Annotated in this window: 20 protein-coding genes and 1 pseudogene; 15 read left to right on the top strand and 6 right to left on the bottom strand. The window is 54.2% G+C overall.

Features of this window, described 5'->3' with window-relative positions; translation table 11 throughout:
• A partial coding sequence (gene serS, locus B2310_RS09065) for a serine--tRNA ligase (protein WP_290730714.1) occupies window positions 1–1,013 on the bottom strand: 1,013 nt, incomplete at its 3' end.
• Between the two features lie 243 nt (window positions 1,014–1,256).
• Between serS and B2310_RS09070 the strand changes: the two genes are divergently transcribed.
• Window positions 1,257–2,426, top strand: a complete 1,170-nt coding sequence (locus B2310_RS09070; protein ID WP_290730717.1) for a PHB depolymerase family esterase — start codon at window positions 1,257–1,259, stop codon at window positions 2,424–2,426.
• Between the two features lie 93 nt (window positions 2,427–2,519).
• On the top strand, window positions 2,520–3,032 hold the full coding sequence (lptE, locus tag B2310_RS09075) for an LPS assembly lipoprotein LptE (RefSeq protein WP_173365524.1): 513 nt from the start codon (window positions 2,520–2,522) through the stop codon (window positions 3,030–3,032).
• Window positions 3,033–3,061: 29 nt separating this feature from the next.
• On the opposite strand, the gene B2310_RS09080 is transcribed toward lptE, so the two are convergent.
• A complete protein-coding gene (locus B2310_RS09080; protein WP_290730720.1) occupies window positions 3,062–3,547 on the bottom strand; it encodes an NUDIX hydrolase in 486 nt (161 codons plus the stop codon).
• On the bottom strand, window positions 3,544–5,673 hold the full coding sequence (locus tag B2310_RS09085) for a thrombospondin type 3 repeat-containing protein (protein ID WP_290730723.1): 2,130 nt from the start codon (window positions 5,671–5,673) through the stop codon (window positions 3,544–3,546). Before B2310_RS09085 ends, B2310_RS09080 begins: the two co-directional genes overlap by 4 nt.
• A gap of 72 nt (window positions 5,674–5,745) precedes the next feature.
• Here B2310_RS09085 and B2310_RS09090 point away from each other — a divergent pair, with 72 nt between their 5' ends.
• Genes B2310_RS09090 through B2310_RS09100 form a run of 3 tightly spaced genes read left to right on the top strand, consistent with a single transcriptional unit; the run spans window position 5,746 to window position 8,448 of the window.
• On the top strand, window positions 5,746–5,904 hold the full coding sequence (locus B2310_RS09090; RefSeq protein WP_173365521.1) for a hypothetical protein: 159 nt from the start codon (window positions 5,746–5,748) through the stop codon (window positions 5,902–5,904).
• A gap of 13 nt (window positions 5,905–5,917) precedes the next feature.
• Window positions 5,918–6,121 carry a hypothetical protein gene (locus tag B2310_RS09095; RefSeq protein WP_173365520.1) on the top strand — a complete coding sequence of 68 codons (204 nt, stop codon included), beginning with the start codon at window positions 5,918–5,920 and terminating at the stop codon, window positions 6,119–6,121.
• Entirely contained in the window at window positions 6,118–8,448 is a 2,331-nt protein-coding gene (locus B2310_RS09100) for a LysM peptidoglycan-binding domain-containing protein (RefSeq protein WP_173381785.1), read from the top strand. Before B2310_RS09095 ends, B2310_RS09100 begins: the two co-directional genes overlap by 4 nt.
• 39 nt (window positions 8,449–8,487) lie before the next feature.
• Here the strand turns inward: B2310_RS09100 and B2310_RS09105 are convergent, their stop codons facing one another.
• A complete protein-coding gene (locus tag B2310_RS09105) occupies window positions 8,488–9,267 on the bottom strand; it encodes a hypothetical protein (protein ID WP_290730726.1) in 780 nt (259 codons plus the stop codon).
• 109 nt (window positions 9,268–9,376) lie between these two features.
• Here B2310_RS09105 and B2310_RS09110 point away from each other — a divergent pair, with 109 nt between their 5' ends.
• The 9 genes from B2310_RS09110 to B2310_RS09150 all read left to right on the top strand — a co-directional run bounded on the left by B2310_RS09110 (window position 9,377) and on the right by B2310_RS09150 (window position 18,139).
• Complete coding sequence (locus B2310_RS09110) at window positions 9,377–10,150, top strand: ankyrin repeat domain-containing protein (RefSeq protein ID WP_173381783.1); 774 nt, start codon at window positions 9,377–9,379, stop codon at window positions 10,148–10,150.
• Window positions 10,151–10,255: 105 nt separating this feature from the next.
• Window positions 10,256–11,014, top strand: a complete 759-nt coding sequence (locus tag B2310_RS09115) for a DUF3450 family protein (RefSeq protein WP_290730729.1) — start codon at window positions 10,256–10,258, stop codon at window positions 11,012–11,014.
• A complete protein-coding gene (locus B2310_RS09120) occupies window positions 11,011–12,504 on the top strand; it encodes a MotA/TolQ/ExbB proton channel family protein (protein WP_173365515.1) in 1,494 nt (497 codons plus the stop codon). Before B2310_RS09115 ends, B2310_RS09120 begins: the two co-directional genes overlap by 4 nt.
• A 12-nt stretch (window positions 12,505–12,516) precedes the next feature.
• Window positions 12,517–13,194, top strand: a complete 678-nt coding sequence (locus B2310_RS09125; protein WP_290730733.1) for a MotA/TolQ/ExbB proton channel family protein — start codon at window positions 12,517–12,519, stop codon at window positions 13,192–13,194.
• Window positions 13,191–13,595, top strand: coding sequence for an ExbD/TolR family protein (locus B2310_RS09130; RefSeq protein WP_072812130.1), 405 nt, complete (start codon window positions 13,191–13,193; stop codon window positions 13,593–13,595). Before B2310_RS09125 ends, B2310_RS09130 begins: the two co-directional genes overlap by 4 nt.
• Window positions 13,595–14,236 carry an energy transducer TonB gene (locus B2310_RS09135; protein WP_173365514.1) on the top strand — a complete coding sequence of 214 codons (642 nt, stop codon included), beginning with the start codon at window positions 13,595–13,597 and terminating at the stop codon, window positions 14,234–14,236. The genes B2310_RS09130 and B2310_RS09135 overlap by 1 nt, the downstream gene beginning before the upstream one ends.
• Window positions 14,237–14,267: 31 nt before the next feature.
• Window positions 14,268–15,233 carry a tetratricopeptide repeat protein gene (locus B2310_RS09140; RefSeq protein ID WP_290730737.1) on the top strand — a complete coding sequence of 322 codons (966 nt, stop codon included), beginning with the start codon at window positions 14,268–14,270 and terminating at the stop codon, window positions 15,231–15,233.
• Between the two features lie 29 nt (window positions 15,234–15,262).
• The gene (locus tag B2310_RS09145; protein ID WP_290730740.1) at window positions 15,263–17,002 is read left to right on the top strand and encodes an FISUMP domain-containing protein; all 1,740 of its coding nucleotides are present in this window, start codon (window positions 15,263–15,265) and stop codon (window positions 17,000–17,002) included.
• Window positions 17,003–17,020: 18 nt separating this feature from the next.
• Complete coding sequence (locus tag B2310_RS09150; protein ID WP_290730743.1) at window positions 17,021–18,139, top strand: hypothetical protein; 1,119 nt, start codon at window positions 17,021–17,023, stop codon at window positions 18,137–18,139.
• On the opposite strand, the gene leuB is transcribed toward B2310_RS09150, so the two are convergent.
• Entirely contained in the window at window positions 18,140–19,231 is a 1,092-nt protein-coding gene (gene leuB / locus B2310_RS09155) for a 3-isopropylmalate dehydrogenase (protein WP_290730745.1), read from the bottom strand. It abuts the gene before it with no gap.
• Window positions 19,232–19,324: 93 nt separating this feature from the next.
• Between leuB and B2310_RS09160 the strand changes: the two genes are divergently transcribed.
• Window positions 19,325–20,488: a hypothetical protein gene (locus tag B2310_RS09160; protein ID WP_290730748.1), complete on the top strand. Its 1,164-nt coding sequence runs from the start codon at window positions 19,325–19,327 to the stop codon at window positions 20,486–20,488.
• A gap of 38 nt (window positions 20,489–20,526) precedes the next feature.
• On the opposite strand, the pseudogene B2310_RS09165 reads toward B2310_RS09160, so the two are convergent.
• Window positions 20,527–20,807 (bottom strand): annotated as a pseudogene (locus B2310_RS09165) (hypothetical protein); the annotation flags it as partial.

Below are 20,807 nucleotides of genomic sequence, written 5' to 3' on the forward strand. Positions count from 1 at the left end.
TAGCACTTGGCGGCACCGAAACCGAGGTCACCCTTGCAGAGGGCCAGACGGTGGTAGGGGAGGCCGAGCTTTTCCAGGAGCTTTTCACCGAAGCGGGTGAGCTCTTCGTGGTCTTCGTAGCTGTGTTCCGGGTGGGCGAAGTAGACCATTTCCACCTTGTTGAACTGGTGCAGGCGGAGGAGTCCGCGGGTATCCTTACCGTAGGAGCCAGCTTCGCGGCGGAAGCAGGCGGAGTAGGCGCAGATACGCTTCGGGAGTTCGGTTTCCGGAATCACTTCACCGGCGTAAAGGTTGGTCAGAGGAACTTCTGCAGTCGGGATAAGGAACAGGTCATCGTCCTTGTCGCAGCGGTACATGTCTTCTTCGAACTTCGGGAGCTGGCCCGTGCCGCGCATGGTATTGCGGGTCACGAGGTACGGCGGCGTGAATTCTTCGAAGCCGTTCTTCATGTGTTCGTCCAAAAAGAACTGGATGAGGGCGCGTTCCAGGCGGGAACCGAGACCGCGGTAGACCGGGAAACCACTACCGGAAATCTTCGCGCCACGTTCAAAGTCAAAAATGCCGAGGCGTTCGCCCAAAGTCTTGTGGTCCACGCGGGCGAAGTCGTCGTTCTTGGTGTAGTAGTCAAACGGAATCGGGCCGTCCTTCTCGACCACGTTGTCCGAACTGTCCTTGCCTTCCGGGGAGCGCGGGGCGATGTTCGGCACGTGCATGAGCATTTCGGTCTGCTTGTAGTCGAGGTCCTTGAGTTTCTTGTCAAGTTCGTCGATCTTGTCGCCGAGGGCGCGCATGGCTGCTACGGCCTCGTCGGCGTTCTCGCCCTTCTTCTTGAGGTCGCCAATCTTCTTGGATTCGGCGTTGCGTTCGCTCTTGAGGCGTTCCACTTCGGTGAGGAGCGGGCGGCGTTCGTTGTCGATGGCGAGCACGTCCTTCAGGCTCACTGTGGTGTACTTCTTTTCGGTTTCAGCAATGTAGTATTCCGGATTTTCGCGGATTTTCTTGATGTCAAGCATGTTATGCCTCGGTTAGGAAATTTTTACGCAAAAAATTTAGCAAATATTTTAAGCAGCCAATTCCAGAACCGTTAAAAAACACTTAAAAAGCCAATGTTTAGGAATTCATCTGTTGTACGTGTTTACACCGCTATTTATGCGGTGACGGTCACACTCCCGTATTATGGATATACATTATAAACGGGTAAGGTTTATGGAGGTAAACACCATGTAAACAAACGGAACATTCAGAGGAGTACAGAGATGAAGTTTCCAATACTTCTGCTAGCTGCGGCTACGCTTTCTTTCGCCCAATGGGGTGGCTGGGGCAATGGTGGCGGCGGAAAATCCCTAAACGATTACCAGAAAAAGTCCGTTTCTGGTCGAGAAATCCACGTCTATGCCCCGTCGGGCCTTAAGGAAAATAGCCCGTTGCTCATTTCGTGCCACGGCATGGACCAAGATCCCAACTACCAACAGTCCAACACCCACTGGGAAACTGTAGCCGATACGGCGGGCTTTGTGGTCGTTTACCCGAGAGGTGGTACGGGCATGAGCACCTGGGATATCCAGGGCGATAAGGATACCAAGTGGATGCTCGAAATCATCGACCAGATGTACACCGACTATAAAATTGATAAAAAGCGCGTGTATCTTTCGGGCTTTTCGATGGGCGGTATGTTCACCTACCATTCCATGAGCAAGATAGCTGACAAGATTGCCGCCTTTGCGCCTACTTCCGGTACAAATGTGTTCGGTGCGTCCAAGGCGATGCGTCCTGTTCCTATCATCCATCCGCATGGAACCAACGACGATGTTTTGCAGTACAACCAGGTTGAAGGCTTCATCAAGAATTACCGTGACCAGTTCCACTGCCCGTCTCAGGCACAGGAAGAAAAGAATTATCCCAATGCCGAAAATTCGGGTGCCACGATGTACACCTGGGGACCCTGCGACAAGGGTGTCTATATCAAGCACCTGAAGCTCCCCGGCCGTGGTCACAGCCCTTCCCATGCAGATGTTTCGGATATCTGGAACTTCGTGAAGCAGTGGAACGTGGACGGCCTTATCAGTGATAAGCCTGAACCGGAATCTTCTTCCAGCGAAGTCGCCTCCTCCTCTGATGTGGCGAAGTCCTCCAGCAGTGCAGCCGCCACGGGAAGTTCTTCCAGCCATCACCACTGGGGTGGAATATCTTCCTCTACGACCGCTTTGCCTGTGGATCCGGGCCTGCTTGCGGTTTCGGTCTACAAGTCCTCTGACAACTACATCGTAGTTGCAGGTGCCCAGGGCATGACCATCACGGTGTTCAATAGCCTCGGCAGCGTCGTGGGCACGACCCGCGCTCTCGGAAACCAACAGAAGGTTTACACCGGAGCCAAGGGCATGTATATCGTGAAGGTCGGCAGCAGGTCGTTCAAGATTTCGCTCTAGGATTTACCGTAACGCCTTTTCGAAAGCACTCCCTGCGGGGAGTGTTTTTGTATTTCTTCTTTTGCCTTGCGTATTTGTTTTTAAATTTGGGATATGCTATCTAGGAATATTTCCCGATTGTTGTTCTTTGTCGCGGCAACCGCTGCGGCCTGTCTTTTGGCGGGCTGCTACAGCTTTACCGCCTCCACGCTTCCGAGCCATATCAAGACTGTCCAGATTCATGATGTCGATGACAAGGCGCTTGACCCGTTGCTGGCAAACAACATCCATACGGCTGTTGTCGACATGTTCAAGAAAAATGCGGGCGGGATCCGCATGGTGAACGAAGAGGCCAACGCCGATTTCGAGATAACGCTTTTGAGCTACACGAACAAGCCCGAAAACTACAACAGCAACAGCGATGTGGAAACCTATCGTGTGACCATACGTGTGAGCGTCAAGTTCTACGACAACGTCAAGGATCGAATCATCTACGAGAACAAGTCACTGTCGGCGGATGGCGTCTACGATATCCAGAAAAACGAGACCGAGGACCGCCACGGCCAGACTCGCGCCATCGAGAAACTGCAGGACCTGATTATCGCGAATGCGCTGGCGAAGTGGTAACCTTGTCGCTATCTCATTGCTGATTTAATTTATACAAAATCCGAAACGGAAACCGGAACTTCGTTCAGGAGCGCCTCGGTGAGTGTGCTGCCTACGTAGGTCAGCTTGAGCGAGAAAAACGGTTCTCCGCGTTCCAGAAGTGAGAGGAAAATCAGGTCGCCGTCCCAGTGGGGGAGTTCTTTCACCTTCCGCTTGTCCACCCATTCGAGGACGCCCTCGTCACATTCCTTGATGCTTCCTGCATATTCTGTCGCGGTAAACAGGTGCATGAATTCTGTCTCCTGCATTCCGTTGCTGATAAAGGTGACGATGCCGCGGTATTTCGGGTGCACAAGCGAAAGCCCGGTCTCTTCCATGACCTCGCGGCGGATGCAGTCTTCGGGGGATTCCTTTTCTTCGAACTTTCCGCCGATGCCGATCCACTTGTCCTTGTTGATGTCGTTCTTTTTCTTGACGCGGTGGAGCAACAGGTATTTGCCGTCTTGCTCGATGTAGCAGAGGGTCGTGTTTATCATTTTGTTTCGGATGCGGGAGGCGTCGTGTCGAACTGGAGGAACCGGACGCCACTGGTGTTGAGATGCTTGTATTTTGGATCCTGCGGCAGCTTTGTGCCGAACCCCTTGGCCTGGATGCGGTTCTTGCGGATTCCCTTGCTCACAATGTAGTCCGCGATTGCCTGTGCCTGTTGCTCGGCGATTTCTTCTCCGGCGGGGCTGCTGCATTGGATCTCGAGGACGAAGTCGAATCGCCTCATGAGGTAGATGACGTCGTTCAGTACGGTGTAGGTGGAGTTCAGCAGTTCGCCGGAATTGCCCTTGAAGCGGACCTTGGACGCGAGCGCGTTCAGGTTGTTCTTGGGTTTCAGCGGGCATCCGTCCTTGCCGACAATTATGTTCGGGAATGTCCCGGGGCATTTGTCCATGTAGTCGAGAACTTCGTCCCCGTCGGAATCGATGGGGCAGCCGATGGAATCGACGGGGGCTGCGGCCGGGGTGTTGGGGCACTTGTCGAGGGCATCTACGACACCGTCCTTGTCGTGGTCGGTGGGGCAACCGTTCTGGTCGACGGGGAATCCCCTCGGCGTCTCGAGACATTGGTCCTTGCTGTCAGGGACGCCGTCCCGGTCGTAGTCGGCGGGACAGCCGTCCTCGTTGACGAGTTCCCCTTCGGGACTGTTGGGACACATGTCCACATCGTTGGGAATACCGTCGTTGTCGAAGTCTAGCGGGCAGCCGAACCTGTCGACGGAGTATCCGCGCGGGGTCTCGGGGCACGAATCGAGATCGTTGAGGACGCCATCGTGGTCGTCGTCGAGGGGGCAGCCGTCGTCGTCTACCTTGTCGCTGGAAAGGGAATTGGGGCAGCGGTCGTGGTAGTCGTCTATGCCGTCATGGTCGGTGTCCTGCATGCATCCTGTGGAGTCGACTGCGGTCCCGTGCTTCGTGTCTTTGCACATGTCCAGGTAGTCGGGAACGCCGTCCTTGTCCGTGTCCACAGGGCAGCCGCTGTAGTCTACAACGACTCCGCGCGGCGTCTCGGGGCACAGGTCCATGATGTTGATGATACCGTCCTGGTCGAGGTCCACGGGGCAGCCGCGAGAGTTCACCTTCGCTCCCAGTTCCGTCTTGGGGCACAGGTCCTCGCGGTCGATGACGCCATCGTTGTCGCTATCCTTGCGGCTGAAATCTATGACCTTGGTAGCGGCGAGCAGAAGCGTGAATTCTGGGGTGCCGCGGATGTTGTACTGGATGTGGCTGTCGTCGCCGAGGGCTCGGCGGACGTTGACGCTGTTCTCGAGGGTTGGGTCCCTGACGAAGTCGATGCCGACATCCAAGCCTAGCGTAAGCGCGAGCATGTTCGGGAGGTGAATCTTTACGGCAGGGGTTACACGCAGCACGTGGTCGGTCAGTGCGTCGATAAAGTCACCTTCGAACAGTCCTGTTTCGCCTGAAATTTCAAGAATCCCGGAAACAGTCTTGTGCGGCAACAGCTCGATTCCCGTGCCCCAGACGAGGTCGTTGTTTTCTCCGTTTATCAGGTGGAGGAACCCAAAGAAAGTGTTCCAGTAGAGGATGTCCGAAAAGGTGACGGAAACGATTCCGGATCCTGCCATGGCCCATTTTTTTGCGCTGTAGGCATAGGATTTCTTGTCGTCGTGGATATACCACTGGTGCCTCGGCCGGAATCCGATGTCCTTTGCGCCGGTGGGGACGAAGAGTTCTCCCGAGAAGGCGAGCGTGACGGGGGCAAGTTCCAGGGGGTACGAGTACTTGAAGTAGGCCTGTAGGTCGCCCGCTCCGAATCCGTCCAGGTCGGTACCGGTGATTTCGCCGTCGTAGTAGAAGGGGAGGGACAAGCCGATTTCCAGAATGTCGGAAAGGCCGAACCCGACCGATATTCCTCCTCCCGAAGAGGGGGCGTCGTTGTCAATCAGGGTGACGGTCCCGTCGGGCGTGGAGTACCCGTTCATGGACAGGGCTCGGCCGTCGCTCACCGTTTCGTAGGTGGCGGACATGAACAGATAACCCTCGCCGAGCGTCTTGGCCGTCGGCACCCTGATGCCTTCCAGGCCGCGTCCGAGGCCGATCTGGGCATATAGGATTGAGGCCAGAGCCATCCATGTGAGCAGGATTTTTTTCATATCCTTAAAAAATTTAACTTTTTTTTCGTTTTTTTTATTGTTTTGCAAAGAATATGTATATATTTGCATCTCGTGAGACAAGTATCGACACCGAAATCAGAAATACCCTCCTGGCATCGCAAGGCGCAGAAGGCGTACCGCCTGAACCGGATTATTATCTTGTTGCAGGTAATCGCCGCTTTCGTGATGTGCGGGGTAATCCTGTACGGGGTGGAGAAAGTCGCCTACTGAACGTTGAGGTAATATGTTGAGTTACGCTTATCATTGTGGCCGCCGTCCCAAGGGGGATGGATTTGACGCTCCGGTTCCTTTTGCCAGCGAGGAAGAAGAGGAAGAGGAAATTGAGGAAGAGGAAGAAGTCGACGAAGAAGTCGATTTCGACCAGCCGTCCTTTAAGCGCGACCAGATATGGTCTGACTACGCAGAAGACCTGGATTACGATCAGTGATCCGTGGGTCGGTCTTTTGGGGCTATGCTGTAGCCCTTCTGGCATCAATCGTCCTGCTAGCCTGTTCTCCCAAGCAGGCTGCTTCGTCGTTGACTGACGTGCAGGTGGTGGAACCGCCTGCGAATGATTCCGTATCTTTTGCCGAATGGTCGCTCAAGTTTTCCGTCTCGGATTCCTTGGCCATCCGTCCTTCTTGGTCCAACTACCAGTACGCCCTGCAGGCGATGGAAAACCAGGAATGGAACCTGGCGAGACACTACCTTGAAAAGTCTCTGCGTCACCTTGTGACAGAACATTACGATTCCCTCTATGCGAATGTGAGTCCCAAGGAGGATTCCGTCTACAGGTTCCAGATGTCGGTGCGGCTGGTGCGCGCGCTTGACGAGGTTTTCCCGAACGAAGTGGTCGGTGCAGACAGCTCCAATGCGTTTGCGCAGAATGAAGTTTCCATCGAGGGTGTGGACGGTGAAGATGAAATGCTTGCCGACAGCGCCGCGCTTTCAAGTCTCGGCGGCTTCCTCGATACCATGGACGTAAGCGAGTTTACGTTGCCCGTGCAGTTCAACGAGCGCGTGCTGCAGGAAATCTATTACCTCACGACCAAGGCCAAGGGCTTTATCGAGGGCTCGCTGAGCCGCAAGACCGCCTATGACTCGTTGATTTATGCGAAGCTCGAAGAACACAAGCTCCCGAAGGACCTTATCTACCTGTCCCTCGTGGAATCGGGATTCAAGGTGAAGGCCTATAGCCGTGCGAAGGCGTCGGGCCTTTGGCAGTTTATTCCGGAGACGGGCAAGCGCTATGGCCTCAATGTGGATTTCTGGGTCGACATGCGCCGTAATCCCGAGATGGCCACGGAAGCCGCAATCGGGTATCTTTCGTACCTCTACAGCGAATTCAACGACTGGCTCCTCGCGATGGCCGCCTACAACTGTGGCGAAGGCCGCATCCGCAAGCTGCTTCGCGAAATGAGGGCCGATACTACGCGCGATACCTCGCAGGCGATTACTTACTGGGATCTCCAGTTGCCCAACGAGACCATGCACTACGTGCCGAGAATCCTCGCCGCGATGGTCATTGGTCATTACCCGGAGCAGTACGAGCTCAAGGTAAAGCAGACCTACCGCCCCGTATTCGATACGGTCACCGTTTTCGATTCGTTCCCGCTGGAAGAAGTGGCCAAGCTGCTCAAGGTTCCCGAGGATACGCTCCGCACGCTCAACATGGAACTCGTGAAATGGTGTACGCCTCCGAATGTCGATTCCTACGTTCTTCGCCTGCCGCTCGGTAAGCGCGCCGTGTTCGTAGAAGGTTACGACCGGATGCAGAAGAACAACTTCTCCAGCTGGCACCATCACAAGGTGAAGAAGGGGGAAAACCTGGGGAGCATCGCACGCCAGTACGGCATTTCCGTTTCGGAACTCAAACAGGCGAACGACATGAAGAATGACCGCATCCGCCAGGGCAAGTCGCTCCTGATCCCGATCAAGGTGACCCCGCGCAGGTCCTCGGGCAAGAAGCCGACGAAAGTGCGCACCTATGTGGTAAAACTCGGCGACAACCTGGCCTCCATAGCCCGGCAGTTCGGCATCTCCCAGGAGAGCCTCCGCGTTTGGAATTCCATGGATGCCGCATCTGTCGTGAAACTGGGCGATACGATTTTCGTGTCTAAGCCGGAACTCAAGCCTTCTGCAGAAGACAGGAAAATCGTGCTGAAGAAGGGAGAACGTTATGTTGTCGTTTCGGGGGATACTTATGCGAATATTGCGGCCGCGCTAAAGATTCCCGCCGCTCTCCTGATGGAAGCAAACGGCGGCTTTGTGAAGCGCCTTTCCGTGGGGGATTCCCTTGTAATTCCGGCTTATGTGCCGCCTAAAAAGCCCCGGTTTGTTCCGTCGGAAAAGTCGTCTTCGAAGTCGGACGCAGCATCCAGGTCCGACAAGGGCCGTTCGGGCCGCGAATCGAAAAGCGCACCCGCAAAGGGCAATACCTACGTGGTAAAGTCGGGAGACAACCTCTATGGCATTTCGCTCAAGTTTAACTGCACCGTCGAAGACCTCAAGGCCTGGAACAAGCTCAAGGGCGACGGCATTTTCCCGGGGGATACCCTGATTGTCCGCGGCAAGCCTACGGCAAAGCAGGCGAATGCAGAGAGCAAGACCGAAGCGGCTCCGAAGGGGTTCGTCTTCTATACGGTGAAGCAGGGCGATTCGCTCTTTGATATCGCAAAGAGCTACAAGACGACCATCGATAGCCTCGTCAAGTGGAACGGCCTTAAGGATACCAAGATCAAGGCCGGTGACAAACTGAAAATCAAGAAGCCCTAGCGTAGGGTCTTAGGGAGGGAGCAACCCTCCCTTGTAGCCTTAGAACAATGCGATGCTTAGGTTTATGAACGGCTGGAAGTAGGCGTCGAAATCCAGCATGAATTCGTCACCGTCCTTGGTGTCGGAAATGGGGCGCTCGTAGTAGGTGTGGAAGTATTCGTGCGAGTTGCGGACGCCGCCGGAGAGCGTCACGGAATGGAACGCGATGCGAAGCCCGGCGCTGTAGCCGTAGCCCCAGAGGGCGGGCGCGAGGAACTTGGAATCGTTCTGGAAGAAAGTCTTTCCGGTAATGACGCCGCCGGCGAGGAAGAGCTTGGTCATGAACTGGTAGTTGTAGCTCGCGATGAGCGGGACTCCGACGTCGAAACCGAACTGGATGAGCACGATGTGCATCTGGTGGCGGCCCTTGATGTCGGAGACTTCGACGGGGACGTTCCAGCCGTCGTATTCGATTTCCAGGGCTTCCTGTGCCTTGTAGGCGCGTTCAAGGTCGCGGTCCTCGTAGTGGATGCCCAGGTACTGGTAGGCTGCGATGGCGTAGAATCCGAACCAGTCGTTGAGGGGGAGGTTGCCCGCGGCGCCGTAGAGGTAGGTGTTGTCGACGCTGATGTCGTACTTGCGGTTGTTGACCTTGTAGCTGTAGTTGACGTTATCGGCCTTGACGTTCATGAATTCGACGTAGGGACCGACGGATACGCGTTCTTCGTATTTCTCGGTGTCGCTTCGGGTGGCTGCGGCCATGGAGTTGTCGATATAGACGGTGTCGGCGATGGCGGCAACGGAGGATGCCATAATTATGGATAATAAAAATTTACTCATGGATACAAATTTAATTTTTTTTAGAAAAAAAATTTTTTTTGTGAATAAAATGGTGAAAAAAGTGTAATTTTAGTGGCATAAGAACAAAAAACACCTTTTGGAGTATAAAATGAAGAAAACATTACTCGGACTTTGTGGCCTTGGCCTCGCTCTTTCCATGGTCGCCTGTGGCGACGACGTCAACTTCAAGGACCCGGCTTCCGTGCAGGCATTCCTCGCCAAGAGTGACCCGCAGGCTGTTCGCAAGGCTTTGACCAAGCACCAGATAGCCTTTACGCCGGGAAACTTCGTTAATTACGCCTTCAATAGCGACACCCTGATGATGACTGTGTTCCTGAAGGCTTCTTTTGAGATTGATGCTCTCGCCGATAACGGCAACAATGCCGTGGCTATCGCTGCGAACAAGGGCAACGTGATGGTGCTTAACTACCTCTTCGACCATGGTGCCAAGGCCGATGTGCGCAACAGCGCTGGCGAAACGGTGCTTGATAACGCCGTGATGATGGGCAACAAGGACGTTGTCACGCTCCTTCTCCAGCAGCTCAAGAAGGAAGGTGCCGATCCGGCTTCGCTCGGTACCGCTGTTCTTATCGCTGCCAAGGCCGGTAAGGTCGACATGCTCCAGGTGCTCGCCGATGCAGGCGCCCCGCTCGAGAACCGTGGCCCGGATGGCTATCTCCCGATTCACTGGACCGTGAAGAACGGCAACTACGACGCCATGATGTTCCTCATCGACAAGAAGGTCGACGTGAACGCCAAGTGCGGCCAGGGTTACTCCGTGCTTGACTGGGCCACGAACGAAGGCTACACGCGCCTGATCAAGGCCCTGAAGAAGGCGGGCGCCAAGAACACCGCGCAATACTTCAAGGATTCCAAGAAGTAAGCGTCGATTCTCCACTTTTTGGCTTGGAACCGTGGTCTAGGGACCGCGGTTCTTTGTATTTTTTGGCCTATGAAATTTCATTTGTTTTCTAAGATATTCCTTAGTTTGTGCCTAGCTGGAGTGTTCTCCCAGGCGCAGGAGACGGTGGAAAGCGTACGCCGCCAGATAAAGGCGGTCGAGGCGGAAACCGCCCGCGAAAAGAACATGCACGATGCCGAAAAGAAGCGTCATGCGGAATTCGTCGAAGTCGGACGCAAGAAGGTCCAGGCGATTTCGGCGCAGAGCAAGGCTCTCAAGGCCGAAATGGATTCCCTGAAGGCGGAACTCAAGCATATTTCTGAAATTCGCCAGAAGACGATGGGCACAATCCGTTGGTACGAGAGTCGCAAGGGCAAGTACAACGAATCTTTCGCTAAGGTTATCGATTCCCTGGTGCCGGTTTTCGAATCGGACTTCCCCTACCGGAACGAGGAAACTGTGAAGAGCGTGAAAGAAATCGCCGAACAGCTGCACAAGGGAGTTATCGAGGCGGACGACGCATTGAACCGAACCCTCGAAGTGTTTTATGACCGCATCCGTCTTGGCTATACGACCGAAGTGTGGAAGGGGTTCTTGCAGGTGGATACCCGCAGCGTACCCGGAACCTTTTTGCGCTATGGCGCCGTGGCATCCATATTCGTGAGCAACGACGGCAACGACGTGCTTTGGCTTGCCCGTACCGCCGATGGTGGATACGTCTGGAATAACGTGTCGGATGACCTTGCGATGCGCACCGTATTGAAAGACGTGATGAAGGTCGCCGAAGGGAAGACCGCTCCGAGGCTCGTGACCATACCGGTCGTTTTTCCGAAGGAGGGTGAATGATGATTAGACAGTTTACCCTTGCTTTTGCCGTAACGGCAGTCCTTTCGCTTTCGTCGATTGCTGTGGCTCAGCAGCCATCCGATATCGATGCTGTGAAGAAGCGCGCCGAGCTCAATAGTGCGAAGGCCGATTTGGAAGAAGCCCGCAAGAAGCGTGACATGGCTGTCGCCGCCCGCTGGAAGGACCGCGAGACGGCAAACCAGGAACGCGAGATGTTCAATGAAAAGTATCAGGAGAGCAAGGAGAAGGTCGACGCCCTGATGTCGGAGCGCGCCCGCCTGTTCGAGGATGTGCGAGTCGCCCGCGAAGATTTGGCACAGGTGAAACTCCAGGCCGAGAAGGCGCGTGCCGAATTTCTCTCGCTTGCGGCCGGCCCCGAACGTCTGGAAACTCTCTCGAAGTTTCAGGAACAGGGCGTGCAGTTCAAGGTGGCCGAACGCGTAGAGATCCAGAACAAGGTTAAGAAGGAAATGTCGCTTTACCGCGACGACCCGCTCCGGATTGCGAAGGGAGTGCTCGATGCCGCGCGTGCCGAGTTGGCCTTTACACGCGAAATGAATGTGGAAAAGGCGGAACTCGTGTTCGGCACTGCCGTTGCGCAGGGCGACCGCATGCGCCTTGGCGGCCTTTTCGCGATGCAGATGGCGAACGCTGTCGATATCAACGGGTTGCATCCGGCTGCCTTGATGCTCCCTGTCGCGGGCGAAAAGAAACGCGTCTATAACTGGCAGGAGAATTTGACTCCCGATACAAAGAAGGATGTTGCGAAGGTGTTTGCGAACGTGAACGATTCCGCGTTCGTGATGGTGCCGGTCGACGTGCTCCTGAGTACGGAACTTTCGTCTGAACTCGCGAACCACCAGGAAACTACCTGGAAGGACAAGCTCAGGCAGTTCTTCAAGGACGGCGGCATTATCATGTACCCGATTGTTGCGCTGTTTGCCATCGGCCTGCTCATCGCCCTCTGGCGCTTTGTGTGGCTCATGGTGAGGGGCTTCGGCGGTATCGCGAACAGGCGCGTGCTGAAGGCACTCAAGGCGGGCGACATCGATACGGCACGCTCGCTTGCGGCAAAGACGCACGGCGAAGTGGGGAAGGTGCTGCGTACCGTGCTTTCCAAGAACTACGCCGGCCGCGAGGGTGCCGAGAAGGCGCTCGAGGAACTCTTCTCCGCCGATGTCCCGAAACTGGAATCCGGACTCACTTGGATTTCCGTGATTGCGGCGACCGCCCCGCTGCTTGGGCTCCTGGGTACCGTGATGGGCATGATCGAACTCTTCGACGTGATTACGATGCATGGCACCTCCGACCCGAAACTCCTTGCGGGTGGCATTTCCATCGCGCTCGTGACTACGGAAGCGGGCTTGATTGTGGCAATCCCCCTGCAGTTGCTCCATACCTTCCTCGTGAACCGCGCCGATGCCGTTCGCAGCCGTATGGAAAGCGCCGGGCTCGCCGTGCTCAACGCGCTCTGGATCAAAGAAAAGTAAGCGGGAATCCCTGTGGAAACCGTAAGCGAAATATCTGTAATCGAAGCCGCCATGGCCGTGCTCTTCCGCGGAGGATGGGTGCTTGCGCCCATATTCGTTATCGGGTGGTTCGGCTGGTTCCTGATGCTCGAGCGCTACGGCTATTACTTCATGCTCAAGGGCGGCAGCGTGAACGGCGTGTTCGGCGGGTTCTGGAACAACCTGAAAAAGAAGGGCGAGGATGTCGCGTTCGCGAAACTTGCCCGCAGGCCCTACGGCTACTTTTACGCGCTTGCATGCGACGTGCGCGACCACCGTGCAGAAGGCCCCGTTGCCGTGCGCAACGCGATGGAAGAGACGCGCCACCGCATATCCGTGAATCTCTCGCGCTCGCTCAAGACGATTTCTACATGCGCGGCACTGGCCCCGATGCTCGGCCTGCTCGGTACGGTCTCGGGCATGGCGCATACATTCGATACCATCAAGCTTTTCGGGTTCGGAAACCCGGCACTCCTGGCCGACGGCATCTCCGAGGCCATGCTTACCACGCAGGCGGGCCTGCTCGTGGCGTTCCCGCTGATGCTTGCCTACAACTTCCTCTCGGGTTGCGTTGAGAAGGTCGAAAAGCAGGCGTGGAGCGAAGCGCTCAAGTACGAATCCTTTGTGTTTGAAAATCCCGCTTCAAATGAAATTGCAGGGGAGGAAAAATGAGTTTCATACGTAAACGTTCTAGCGATTCCGGCAAGATAGACATTTCCCCGATGCTCGACATCGTTTTCATCTTGCTCATCTTCTTCGTGGTAACGTCGACCTTCACGCGCGAAACCGGCGTGGATGTGACAAAGCCGAAGGCAAGCTCCGCGAAGGAACTCGCGAAGGAAAGCATCTTGATTGGCGTAACGCGCCAGGGGACAATCCACATCAACGAGACACAGGTGAACCTCTCGACCCTGAATACGGTATTGCGCCAGATGATGGCCGAAGCGCCCGACCGCCCCGTGATTATCGTGAGCGACCGCGACGCCCCCAACGGCGTGGTGGTGGACATTCTCGACGAATGCAATTTGGCTAAAGTCCGCAAGGTTTCCATTTCCGCGAACAAAGAGGAATAGTGCTCGACTTTCTCGCTAAATATTTCCGGTTCCCGGCGGCTTTCGTGCTCTCCTTTGCAGTGAGCGCGGTGTTCTTCCTTGCCGTGCCGGTGCTGAACGCGCTGTTCTTCGACAGGGGCGTAAAGACGGAGAAGGAACTCGACACCGTGACGGAAGTCGAGGTGCTCGTGAGCGAGAAAAAGCCCGAGGTGAAGCAGAAGGTTATACGCACCATCGTGAACCCGAACCCGTTCAAGATTTCCTCGAACATGGGTGTAAGCCGCAGCCAGAATTTCCAGATGGACCTTTCGCTTGCGCGCGGTGCCGCGGGTGACGGCGTGGCCGTGGGTACGGGCTCGATGGAAAACGTAGTGTACGAGGCGGGCGAGGTGGACGAACAGGCGCAGGTCTTGAAGGAAGTTCAGCCGACGTACCCGGCACGCGCCAAGAAACTCGGCATTTCGGGCTACGTGAAGGTAATGGTTGTCATCGACGTGTATGGCGACGTGGCGCAGGCGAACGTGATGAGCCTCGACCCGCCGGGTTACGGCTTCGAGAACGAGGCCCTGAAGGCAGTTCGCCAGTGGAAATTCAGTCCCGCACAGCTAGGCGGATATCCCGTGGCACAGAAGGCCACAAAGGAGTTCCGCTTTGTTAAGTAATTTAAAACGTCATTGCGAGCCTCGCAGAGGCGTGGCAATCTCGCTCCTGATTCTGCTTCTTACCGCGTTCTCCTGGGCTGCCGAGGATTACTTCTTCAAGGCGAACGAGCTTTACGACCAGGGAAAATACAAGGAAGCGGTGCCGCTTTACCGTGCAGCCATCGACGAGGGCCGTTACGAGCCTTTCGCATGGTTCAACCTGGGCAACGCGCTGGTGCAACTTGACCGCAAGCAGGTCGCGATGGTGGCCTACAAGCGCACCGTAGAACTCCTGCCGAATTTCGAGAAGGCATGGATGTTACTCGGTGACCTCTACTACCTCGCAGATTCTCCGGGCGATGCGATTGCGGCCTACAAGCGCGCCATCGAACTCGGGGTGGAATCGGACCACGTGCACTTTGCGCTTGCGGAATGCTACCTGAAGGGCCGCGACTGGACGCTCGCGCAGAAGAACTTCGAGCGGGCGCTGCAGCTGAACCCCGACCGCATGGATGCCTGGTACGGGCTTGCCGAAGTCTACGAGAAGCTCGGCGACTACGAGTACGCCATCAAGACCTTGCAGAATGCGCTCCAGATGACAGCTACCGCGGGTGCCGACGTGCATTTCACGCTTGCCTATTACTACCGCAGCATGGATTCCACGCGCCAGTCCCTGAACGAGATGGAAAACGGCCTGCTGATGGACCCCGAAAACGTTTCTGCCCGCCGCTACCTCGCGCAGATGTACGTGCAGAACAATTCCCCGTGGATGGCAATCTTCACGCTGGAAGAAGGCCTGCGGCACAACAAGGGCAAGGGCGACCTCAACCTGGATTTGGGGCAGATCTACTTCAACCAGAAGCGCTACGACGAAGCGTTCGAATGCTACATGAAGGCCTGGCTTGCGGGCAGTTCGCAGGGCCGCATCGGTGCCGAGAACGTGGGCCACGTGTATTCCAACGCGGGCGATACCGAGAAGGCCGAAAGCCTGTACAAGCGGATTCGGGAAAAGAAGTAGACGGAAAAAGTTCTAACGTTAGGGGATATATGAACATTTGCAAGTGCGTTGTTGGTTTATTTGCTGTTCTTGTTCTTTTTGCCTGCGGTGATGATTCGTCAGGAACCAAGGAACCAGATTCTCCGCGAAAAGAGGTCATTAGTTCGATAACCGATCCTAGGGATGGGCGCGTCTATCAAACGACGCAGATTGGGACTCAGGTCTGGTTTGCGGAAAACTTGCAGTATGAAACGGATTCCAGCTGGTGTTACGGCGATGATGTTTCCAATTGCGAAAACTTGGGCCGCTTGTATGCTGGCGGGACCGAAAATCTCTGTCCGGCGGGTTTCCACATTCCGTCGCAGCATGAGTGGGAAGAACTGATAGACTATGTCGCCGCTGTAGAGCCCGACATCCCGCCGGCCAAGAGCCTGCAGGGATATGGACAGACGTGGTACGTATCCGGAAATAATGCGTTTTCCTTTGGCGTTCCGGGGGCAGGCTACCGTTCTGTAGATGGTTCCTATCGGGAAAGGATGGTAAATGCTTACCTTGCAACATCAAGGGCGGGCTGTTATCAGGCTTTTATCTCAAACTACCATCTGAACTTCCTGTGTGACGATTCGATTGCGGGGGCTTCGGTTCGCTGCCTTAAGGACAGTTCCAATGCCGATGATGTCCTGCCCGTCTGCGATAAGCTGAATCTAAACGAAACCGTTTATGAAGGCAACGGGTATTACACTTGCGACAAAGATGGATGGCGTGCTTCGAATTATGCGGAATACAATGCTTACGGGAACGAGTGCGTTGAAAATAAGATTATCAAGGGGAATTTTACAGGCTTTGCCTATTTTATACGCTTCATTTGCGATAATGGTCGCTGGCGAGAGGCGACAGAAATCGAGAGGAATACAATCGACAAGGATTGCTCGAAGGCGACAAATGAAATTATCCAGGGACCCGTGGAGTTCTACAAGTACTATATCTGTTCGGATTCTGGCTGGAGAGTAACGAACATGTGGGATTTCCAGAAGGACGACTACTTCAATCCGGACGTTGAATATGGCACCCTGGCAGACCCGCGTGACCAGAATACGTACAGGACGGTGACGATTGGTGCCCAGCTATGGATGGCCGAGAATCTCAACTACGCCGATAGCGTGAAGACTCCGAACCTGAAGGGAAATAGCTGGTGCTATATGGACAATCCGCAGAACTGCGAAAAGGCGGGGCGTTTCTACACATTCCTGGCGGCTATGGATCAGGATACTTCCTTTGCAGACAATAACATCGAGATGCCCTTGGGATCGGTCACTCAGGGAATTTGTCCTGAAGGGTGGCATATCCCGTCTGAATTGGACTGGAACGCGCTCCTTTCGTATGTAATCGAAAGGTACGCTCAGGAGTCTGCTGTTGCTCTTTATGCTGGATTGGTGGAGGGCGCTTCGGTTAGTGAAATTTTCACCTATACCTATGCGTTTAAATCCGTTGTCGCATGGGATTTCGATTACTGGCGCGTCGCGAGCAATGCATCCGGTTTTTCCACTGTTCCTATGGGCCGCAGAGATCCTGACGGTAGCTTTGTGAATACGCAGGATAATTTTAATATCTGGCTTGCTTCGGAGAAACTTGTCCAGATGTTTATTGCGGGAGTGCCGGCAGGGGAAGATATTGCGAGCTCGGATTATTATCCGGTTATTTCTGCATATAACACATCGATTCCCGCGAGCTTGCTTCAGCAACCAGATGCCCGCAAATATGGTTATCCGGTCCGCTGTATCAAGGATTAACTTTCTACATTTGTAATCATGGCAAAGAAAAAGAAATTCTGGAAATCGAATAGTGGAGCCGCCGCATTCCGTGGCAAGGAAGACCGCATCCGCGAAACGCTCTCGCAGGTCATCAGTGGAGAAAGCAGGCTCCTGCACCGCCCGGATGAACTGTACGAGACTATCGCGAAGACGATTGACGATATCGAGGATTTCAAGGATGTCGGCCTGCAGCTCGAACTGCTTGCCTGGACGCTCCGCACGGACTTTCTCTCGTTCAAGGCAGACGACGAGGAACGCGACGACTGGGAAAGCCTCTTCTACGACGCGGGAACCTTCTTCGTGGAACTTGCAAGCCAGTACGATGACAAGGACTACATTGCCGACCTGATTCACGACCTGGCGCTCCGTCACGTGGGTGGGGAAGGCCGTTCCGTCGTTTTCCTCTCCCTAAACGAAGTCCTGCCTGACGAACGCGCGAAGGCGCTCATTGATGAACTTATCGCGACGGTTACGGAGGTCGAACTCCAGAACCGCGAAGACATCATCGATGCCATTACCGACATGGCCGATGCGCTCGGCGATTGCGAACGCTATACGAAGGCCGCCCTCCTGAAGGACCCGGACAAGAGCAACGCGACGCTAATCGATATCGCGAACGAGTACTTTGTCGCAGGCAACATCGAGCTTGCTAAGCAGTGGCTCGGCGACGTGCGCGACCCCGGTGCCGAAGACGAAGAAGCCTATCTCGACCTCATGGCGGCTATTGCCGACAAGGAAGGCCGCAAGTCCGATTGCCTCAAGATTGCAAATCTTTTGTACGAAAAATTCCCGAAGGTCATCAACCTAGCTCGCCTTTGCCAGCTGGTTGATGAAAAACAGGCCGATACGCTCCTCAGCGAACATTCCAGCTTCCGCAGCGGCGGCAATGTCGATACCGAATTCATGCAGTTGCTTCTCGGCATGAAGCGCTACGCGCTTCTCGAAAAGTATATCGACATGTACGAGAAGGACTTGCCTGCAGAGGATGCAGAAGTCCTGAACAGAATTTCGGATGAACTAGAAAAGGCCGGCCAGAAAGAACTGGCCGACCACATTCGAGAGTGGACCGTCGAGGAACCCGAGGATGCTCAGGCCTTCGACGACCGCGACAATTAATTACTTCAGGGCTGCAATGATAGCATCACCCATGCCAGTGGTGCCCACCTTGGTGCAGCCTTCCTGGTAGATGTCGCCAGTGCGGAAGCCCTGGGCGATGACCTTTTCGCAGGCAGCTTCGATAGCCTTGGCCGCTTCTTCTTCCTTGAAGGTGTAGCGAAGCATCAAAGCCACGGAGAGGATCTGGGCGAGCGGGTTAGCAATACCCTTGCCTGCGATGTCCGGAGCAGAACCACCGGCCGGTTCGTACAGACCGAAGGAACCTTCGGCGATAGAAGCGGACGGGAGGAGACCCATGGAACCGGTGAGCATGGCGCATTCGTCGGTGAGGATGTCGCCGAAGAGGTTCGGGCAGAGCAGCACGTCGAATTCACGCGGGCGCTTCAGGAGCTGCATGGCAGCGTTGTCCACGTAGAGGTGTTCGAGAGTGAGTTCCGGATAGTCCTTGATGACTTCGTTCACGACTTCGCGCCAGAGCACGCTCGTGGTGAGCACGTTGGCCTTGTCGATGCTGGCGACCTTCTTGTTGCGGAGCATGGCGGCGTCAAAGGCGAAGCGGGCAATGCGTTCGACTTCGTAGCGGCTGTACTTCATGGTGTCGAAACCGATTTCTTCCTTGGAGCCCGGAACGCCTTCGCGGCCCTTCGGCTGGCCAAAGTAAACGTCACCCGTCAGTTCGCGGACGGTGAGGATGTTGAAACCGTCACCGACGATGTCAGCGCGGAGCGGGCATGCGCCAGCGAGTTCCTTGTAAACGCGGGCCGGGCGGAGGTTGCAGAAAAGCTTGAAGTGCTTACGGAGCGGCAGAAGTGCACCGCGTTCCGGCTGCAGGTTCGGGGGGAGGTGTTCCCACTTCGGGCCGCCCACGGAACCGAAAAGAATACAGTCAGAAGCTTCGCCCAACTTGAGGGTGCTTTCCGGCAGCGGGGAACCGCTTTCGTCGTAGGCGGCACCACCGACGTTTGCCCATTCGGCGTTCACGTCGAAGCCGAACTTCTTGGAAACGACGTCCAGCACGCGGACAGCTTCTTTCATGACTTCGGGGCCGATACCGTCGCCCGGAAGCACTGCAATCTTGTAATTCTTGCTCATTGTTGAATCCTTGGTTTATAATTTGAACGGCGTAAAAATAGTAAATTGTAAGGTGTTCAAGGTTTTTCTTCGAGGTCTGAAGTGTTTTTTAGAATGTTAATTCTTGGTGTTTTGATGGTTTTTGTTGGCTGTGGTACAAATGAGAACCCAAAGCCTGTATCCGTTACGACTTATAGTGTTTTAGATTCAGTTCTTTTTAAAAAGTTTTTTGATGACAGAAACGCCGAGTTTGGTAATGAAATTGGTAAAATATTTGAAGATATTGAAAAGCTCAATGTAAGGCAAAAGTCTGATAGTGCAAAACAGCAATGTACTTATAAGGTTTGCTTTTCAGACGTTGACGGAGTCATAACTCGTCATCCTTGTTCCTTAGATTCTGCACTGCTTGTGAATGTGGTGAAGAAAATGAATGGTGAAGACTCTCTGAAGGGACTTCGTTTTAAACTGCAATCCATAAGCTACGCGCAATCTGTCATTGAAGACTTTCCGACAATGTCAAAAATAATTCTCAATGAGGATGGTTCTCTTGAAGCGACCTGTGCTTCAAAAGAAGGAAAGACTTGCAATCATCTTTATGCTCAAGTGGTTGTATCCAAGAAGTTTTCAATAGAGCGATTCCTAGAAGAAGAAGGTTCGACTTGGGTGCCGGAAAGTTACTATGTTAGCATCGATGAAAATAATTTCGCCAAAGATTTTGAAATGGCTTTACTGCTGGCCTCTATTTTTGAAAGGAGTTTTAAGCACTTCTATAGGGGAAATGAGGTTGATTCCTTGATTCCCTTTGAAATGTGTTATGAAAATGGTTTTGCGGTTCCCTGCGGATTGTCCCCAAAGGAACGTGATATTGTGAAGAAAACAGTTGAGAATTATGGGGATACTTTAATTGCTGTTACTTACCAAAAAAGTCTAACAATGAATGCTTTTGCTTATGATGGAATGACTAGCAAGCATTTTTGCAAATCCCAGGACGGAATTCATTGCAGTGAATTGTATGCGCTAGTGAGGGAGAAAAATGAAGAATTAGAGAAGTTCTGTAAAATGCTTGAAGAAAAAAATGTAAAACATACATGTGCCGGAGCGATGGATTTGTGTTACGCTGTAGGTTCTAGAATGGCTTTGTATCGCTTTAGCACGAAGGATTTATATGCGGCAAAAGAAGAACTGTCGCATGGAGATATAATGCCGAGCAGCGATGGGATGTTGTACAAAAAAGACGGAACATACCTAGGTTTCGAAAAAAACTCATCGCTGATGTGACAATGCCGCTTCCCGCGGGAATACGTTAATATTTGAGTTTATCGTGCAATCCGCACTGGCTTTACTGTGCCGTTCCGGACGGAGCGGAGCATGTAGACGCCCTGGACCTTGATGTCGCTAGTATTCTTGAGTATCGAAACGGCCTCGTCGATAGTGTAGGCGCGCAGGCGGCCGAGTCGGACGCCGTTCAGGTCAAATACGTCGTATGCCTGAAGTGTTTTCGCCTGCAGATGGACTCTGCCATTGATTGCAGTTGTGCTATCTTCCTGAAAATTGAAATATTCCTTGAGCCAGGTCATTGCCGGGCGGTCTTCACCAT

This window comes from Fibrobacter sp. UBA3629 (assembly GCF_002374005.1).
GTDB lineage: Bacteria > Fibrobacterota > Fibrobacteria > Fibrobacterales > Fibrobacteraceae > Fibrobacter.

Coding starts and splice junctions, on each gene's coding strand:
- B2310_RS09145 (WP_290730740.1), top strand. CDS start 15,263: ATGAACATTTGCAAGTGCGTTGTTGGTTTATTTGCTGTTCTTGTTCTT.
- B2310_RS09130 (WP_072812130.1), top strand. CDS start 13,191: ATGAGTTTCATACGTAAACGTTCTAGCGATTCCGGCAAGATAGACATT.
- B2310_RS09110 (WP_173381783.1), top strand. CDS start 9,377: ATGAAGAAAACATTACTCGGACTTTGTGGCCTTGGCCTCGCTCTTTCC.
- B2310_RS09080 (WP_290730720.1), bottom strand. CDS start 3,547: ATGATAAACACGACCCTCTGCTACATCGAGCAAGACGGCAAATACCTG.
- B2310_RS09085 (WP_290730723.1), bottom strand. CDS start 5,673: ATGAAAAAAATCCTGCTCACATGGATGGCTCTGGCCTCAATCCTATAT.
- B2310_RS09070 (WP_290730717.1), top strand. CDS start 1,257: ATGAAGTTTCCAATACTTCTGCTAGCTGCGGCTACGCTTTCTTTCGCC.
- leuB (WP_290730745.1), bottom strand. CDS start 19,231: ATGAGCAAGAATTACAAGATTGCAGTGCTTCCGGGCGACGGTATCGGC.
- lptE (WP_173365524.1), top strand. CDS start 2,520: ATGCTATCTAGGAATATTTCCCGATTGTTGTTCTTTGTCGCGGCAACC.
- B2310_RS09105 (WP_290730726.1), bottom strand. CDS start 9,267: ATGAGTAAATTTTTATTATCCATAATTATGGCATCCTCCGTTGCCGCC.
- B2310_RS09095 (WP_173365520.1), top strand. CDS start 5,918: ATGTTGAGTTACGCTTATCATTGTGGCCGCCGTCCCAAGGGGGATGGA.
- B2310_RS09160 (WP_290730748.1), top strand. CDS start 19,325: ATGTTAATTCTTGGTGTTTTGATGGTTTTTGTTGGCTGTGGTACAAAT.
- B2310_RS09150 (WP_290730743.1), top strand. CDS start 17,021: ATGGCAAAGAAAAAGAAATTCTGGAAATCGAATAGTGGAGCCGCCGCA.
- B2310_RS09120 (WP_173365515.1), top strand. CDS start 11,011: ATGATGATTAGACAGTTTACCCTTGCTTTTGCCGTAACGGCAGTCCTT.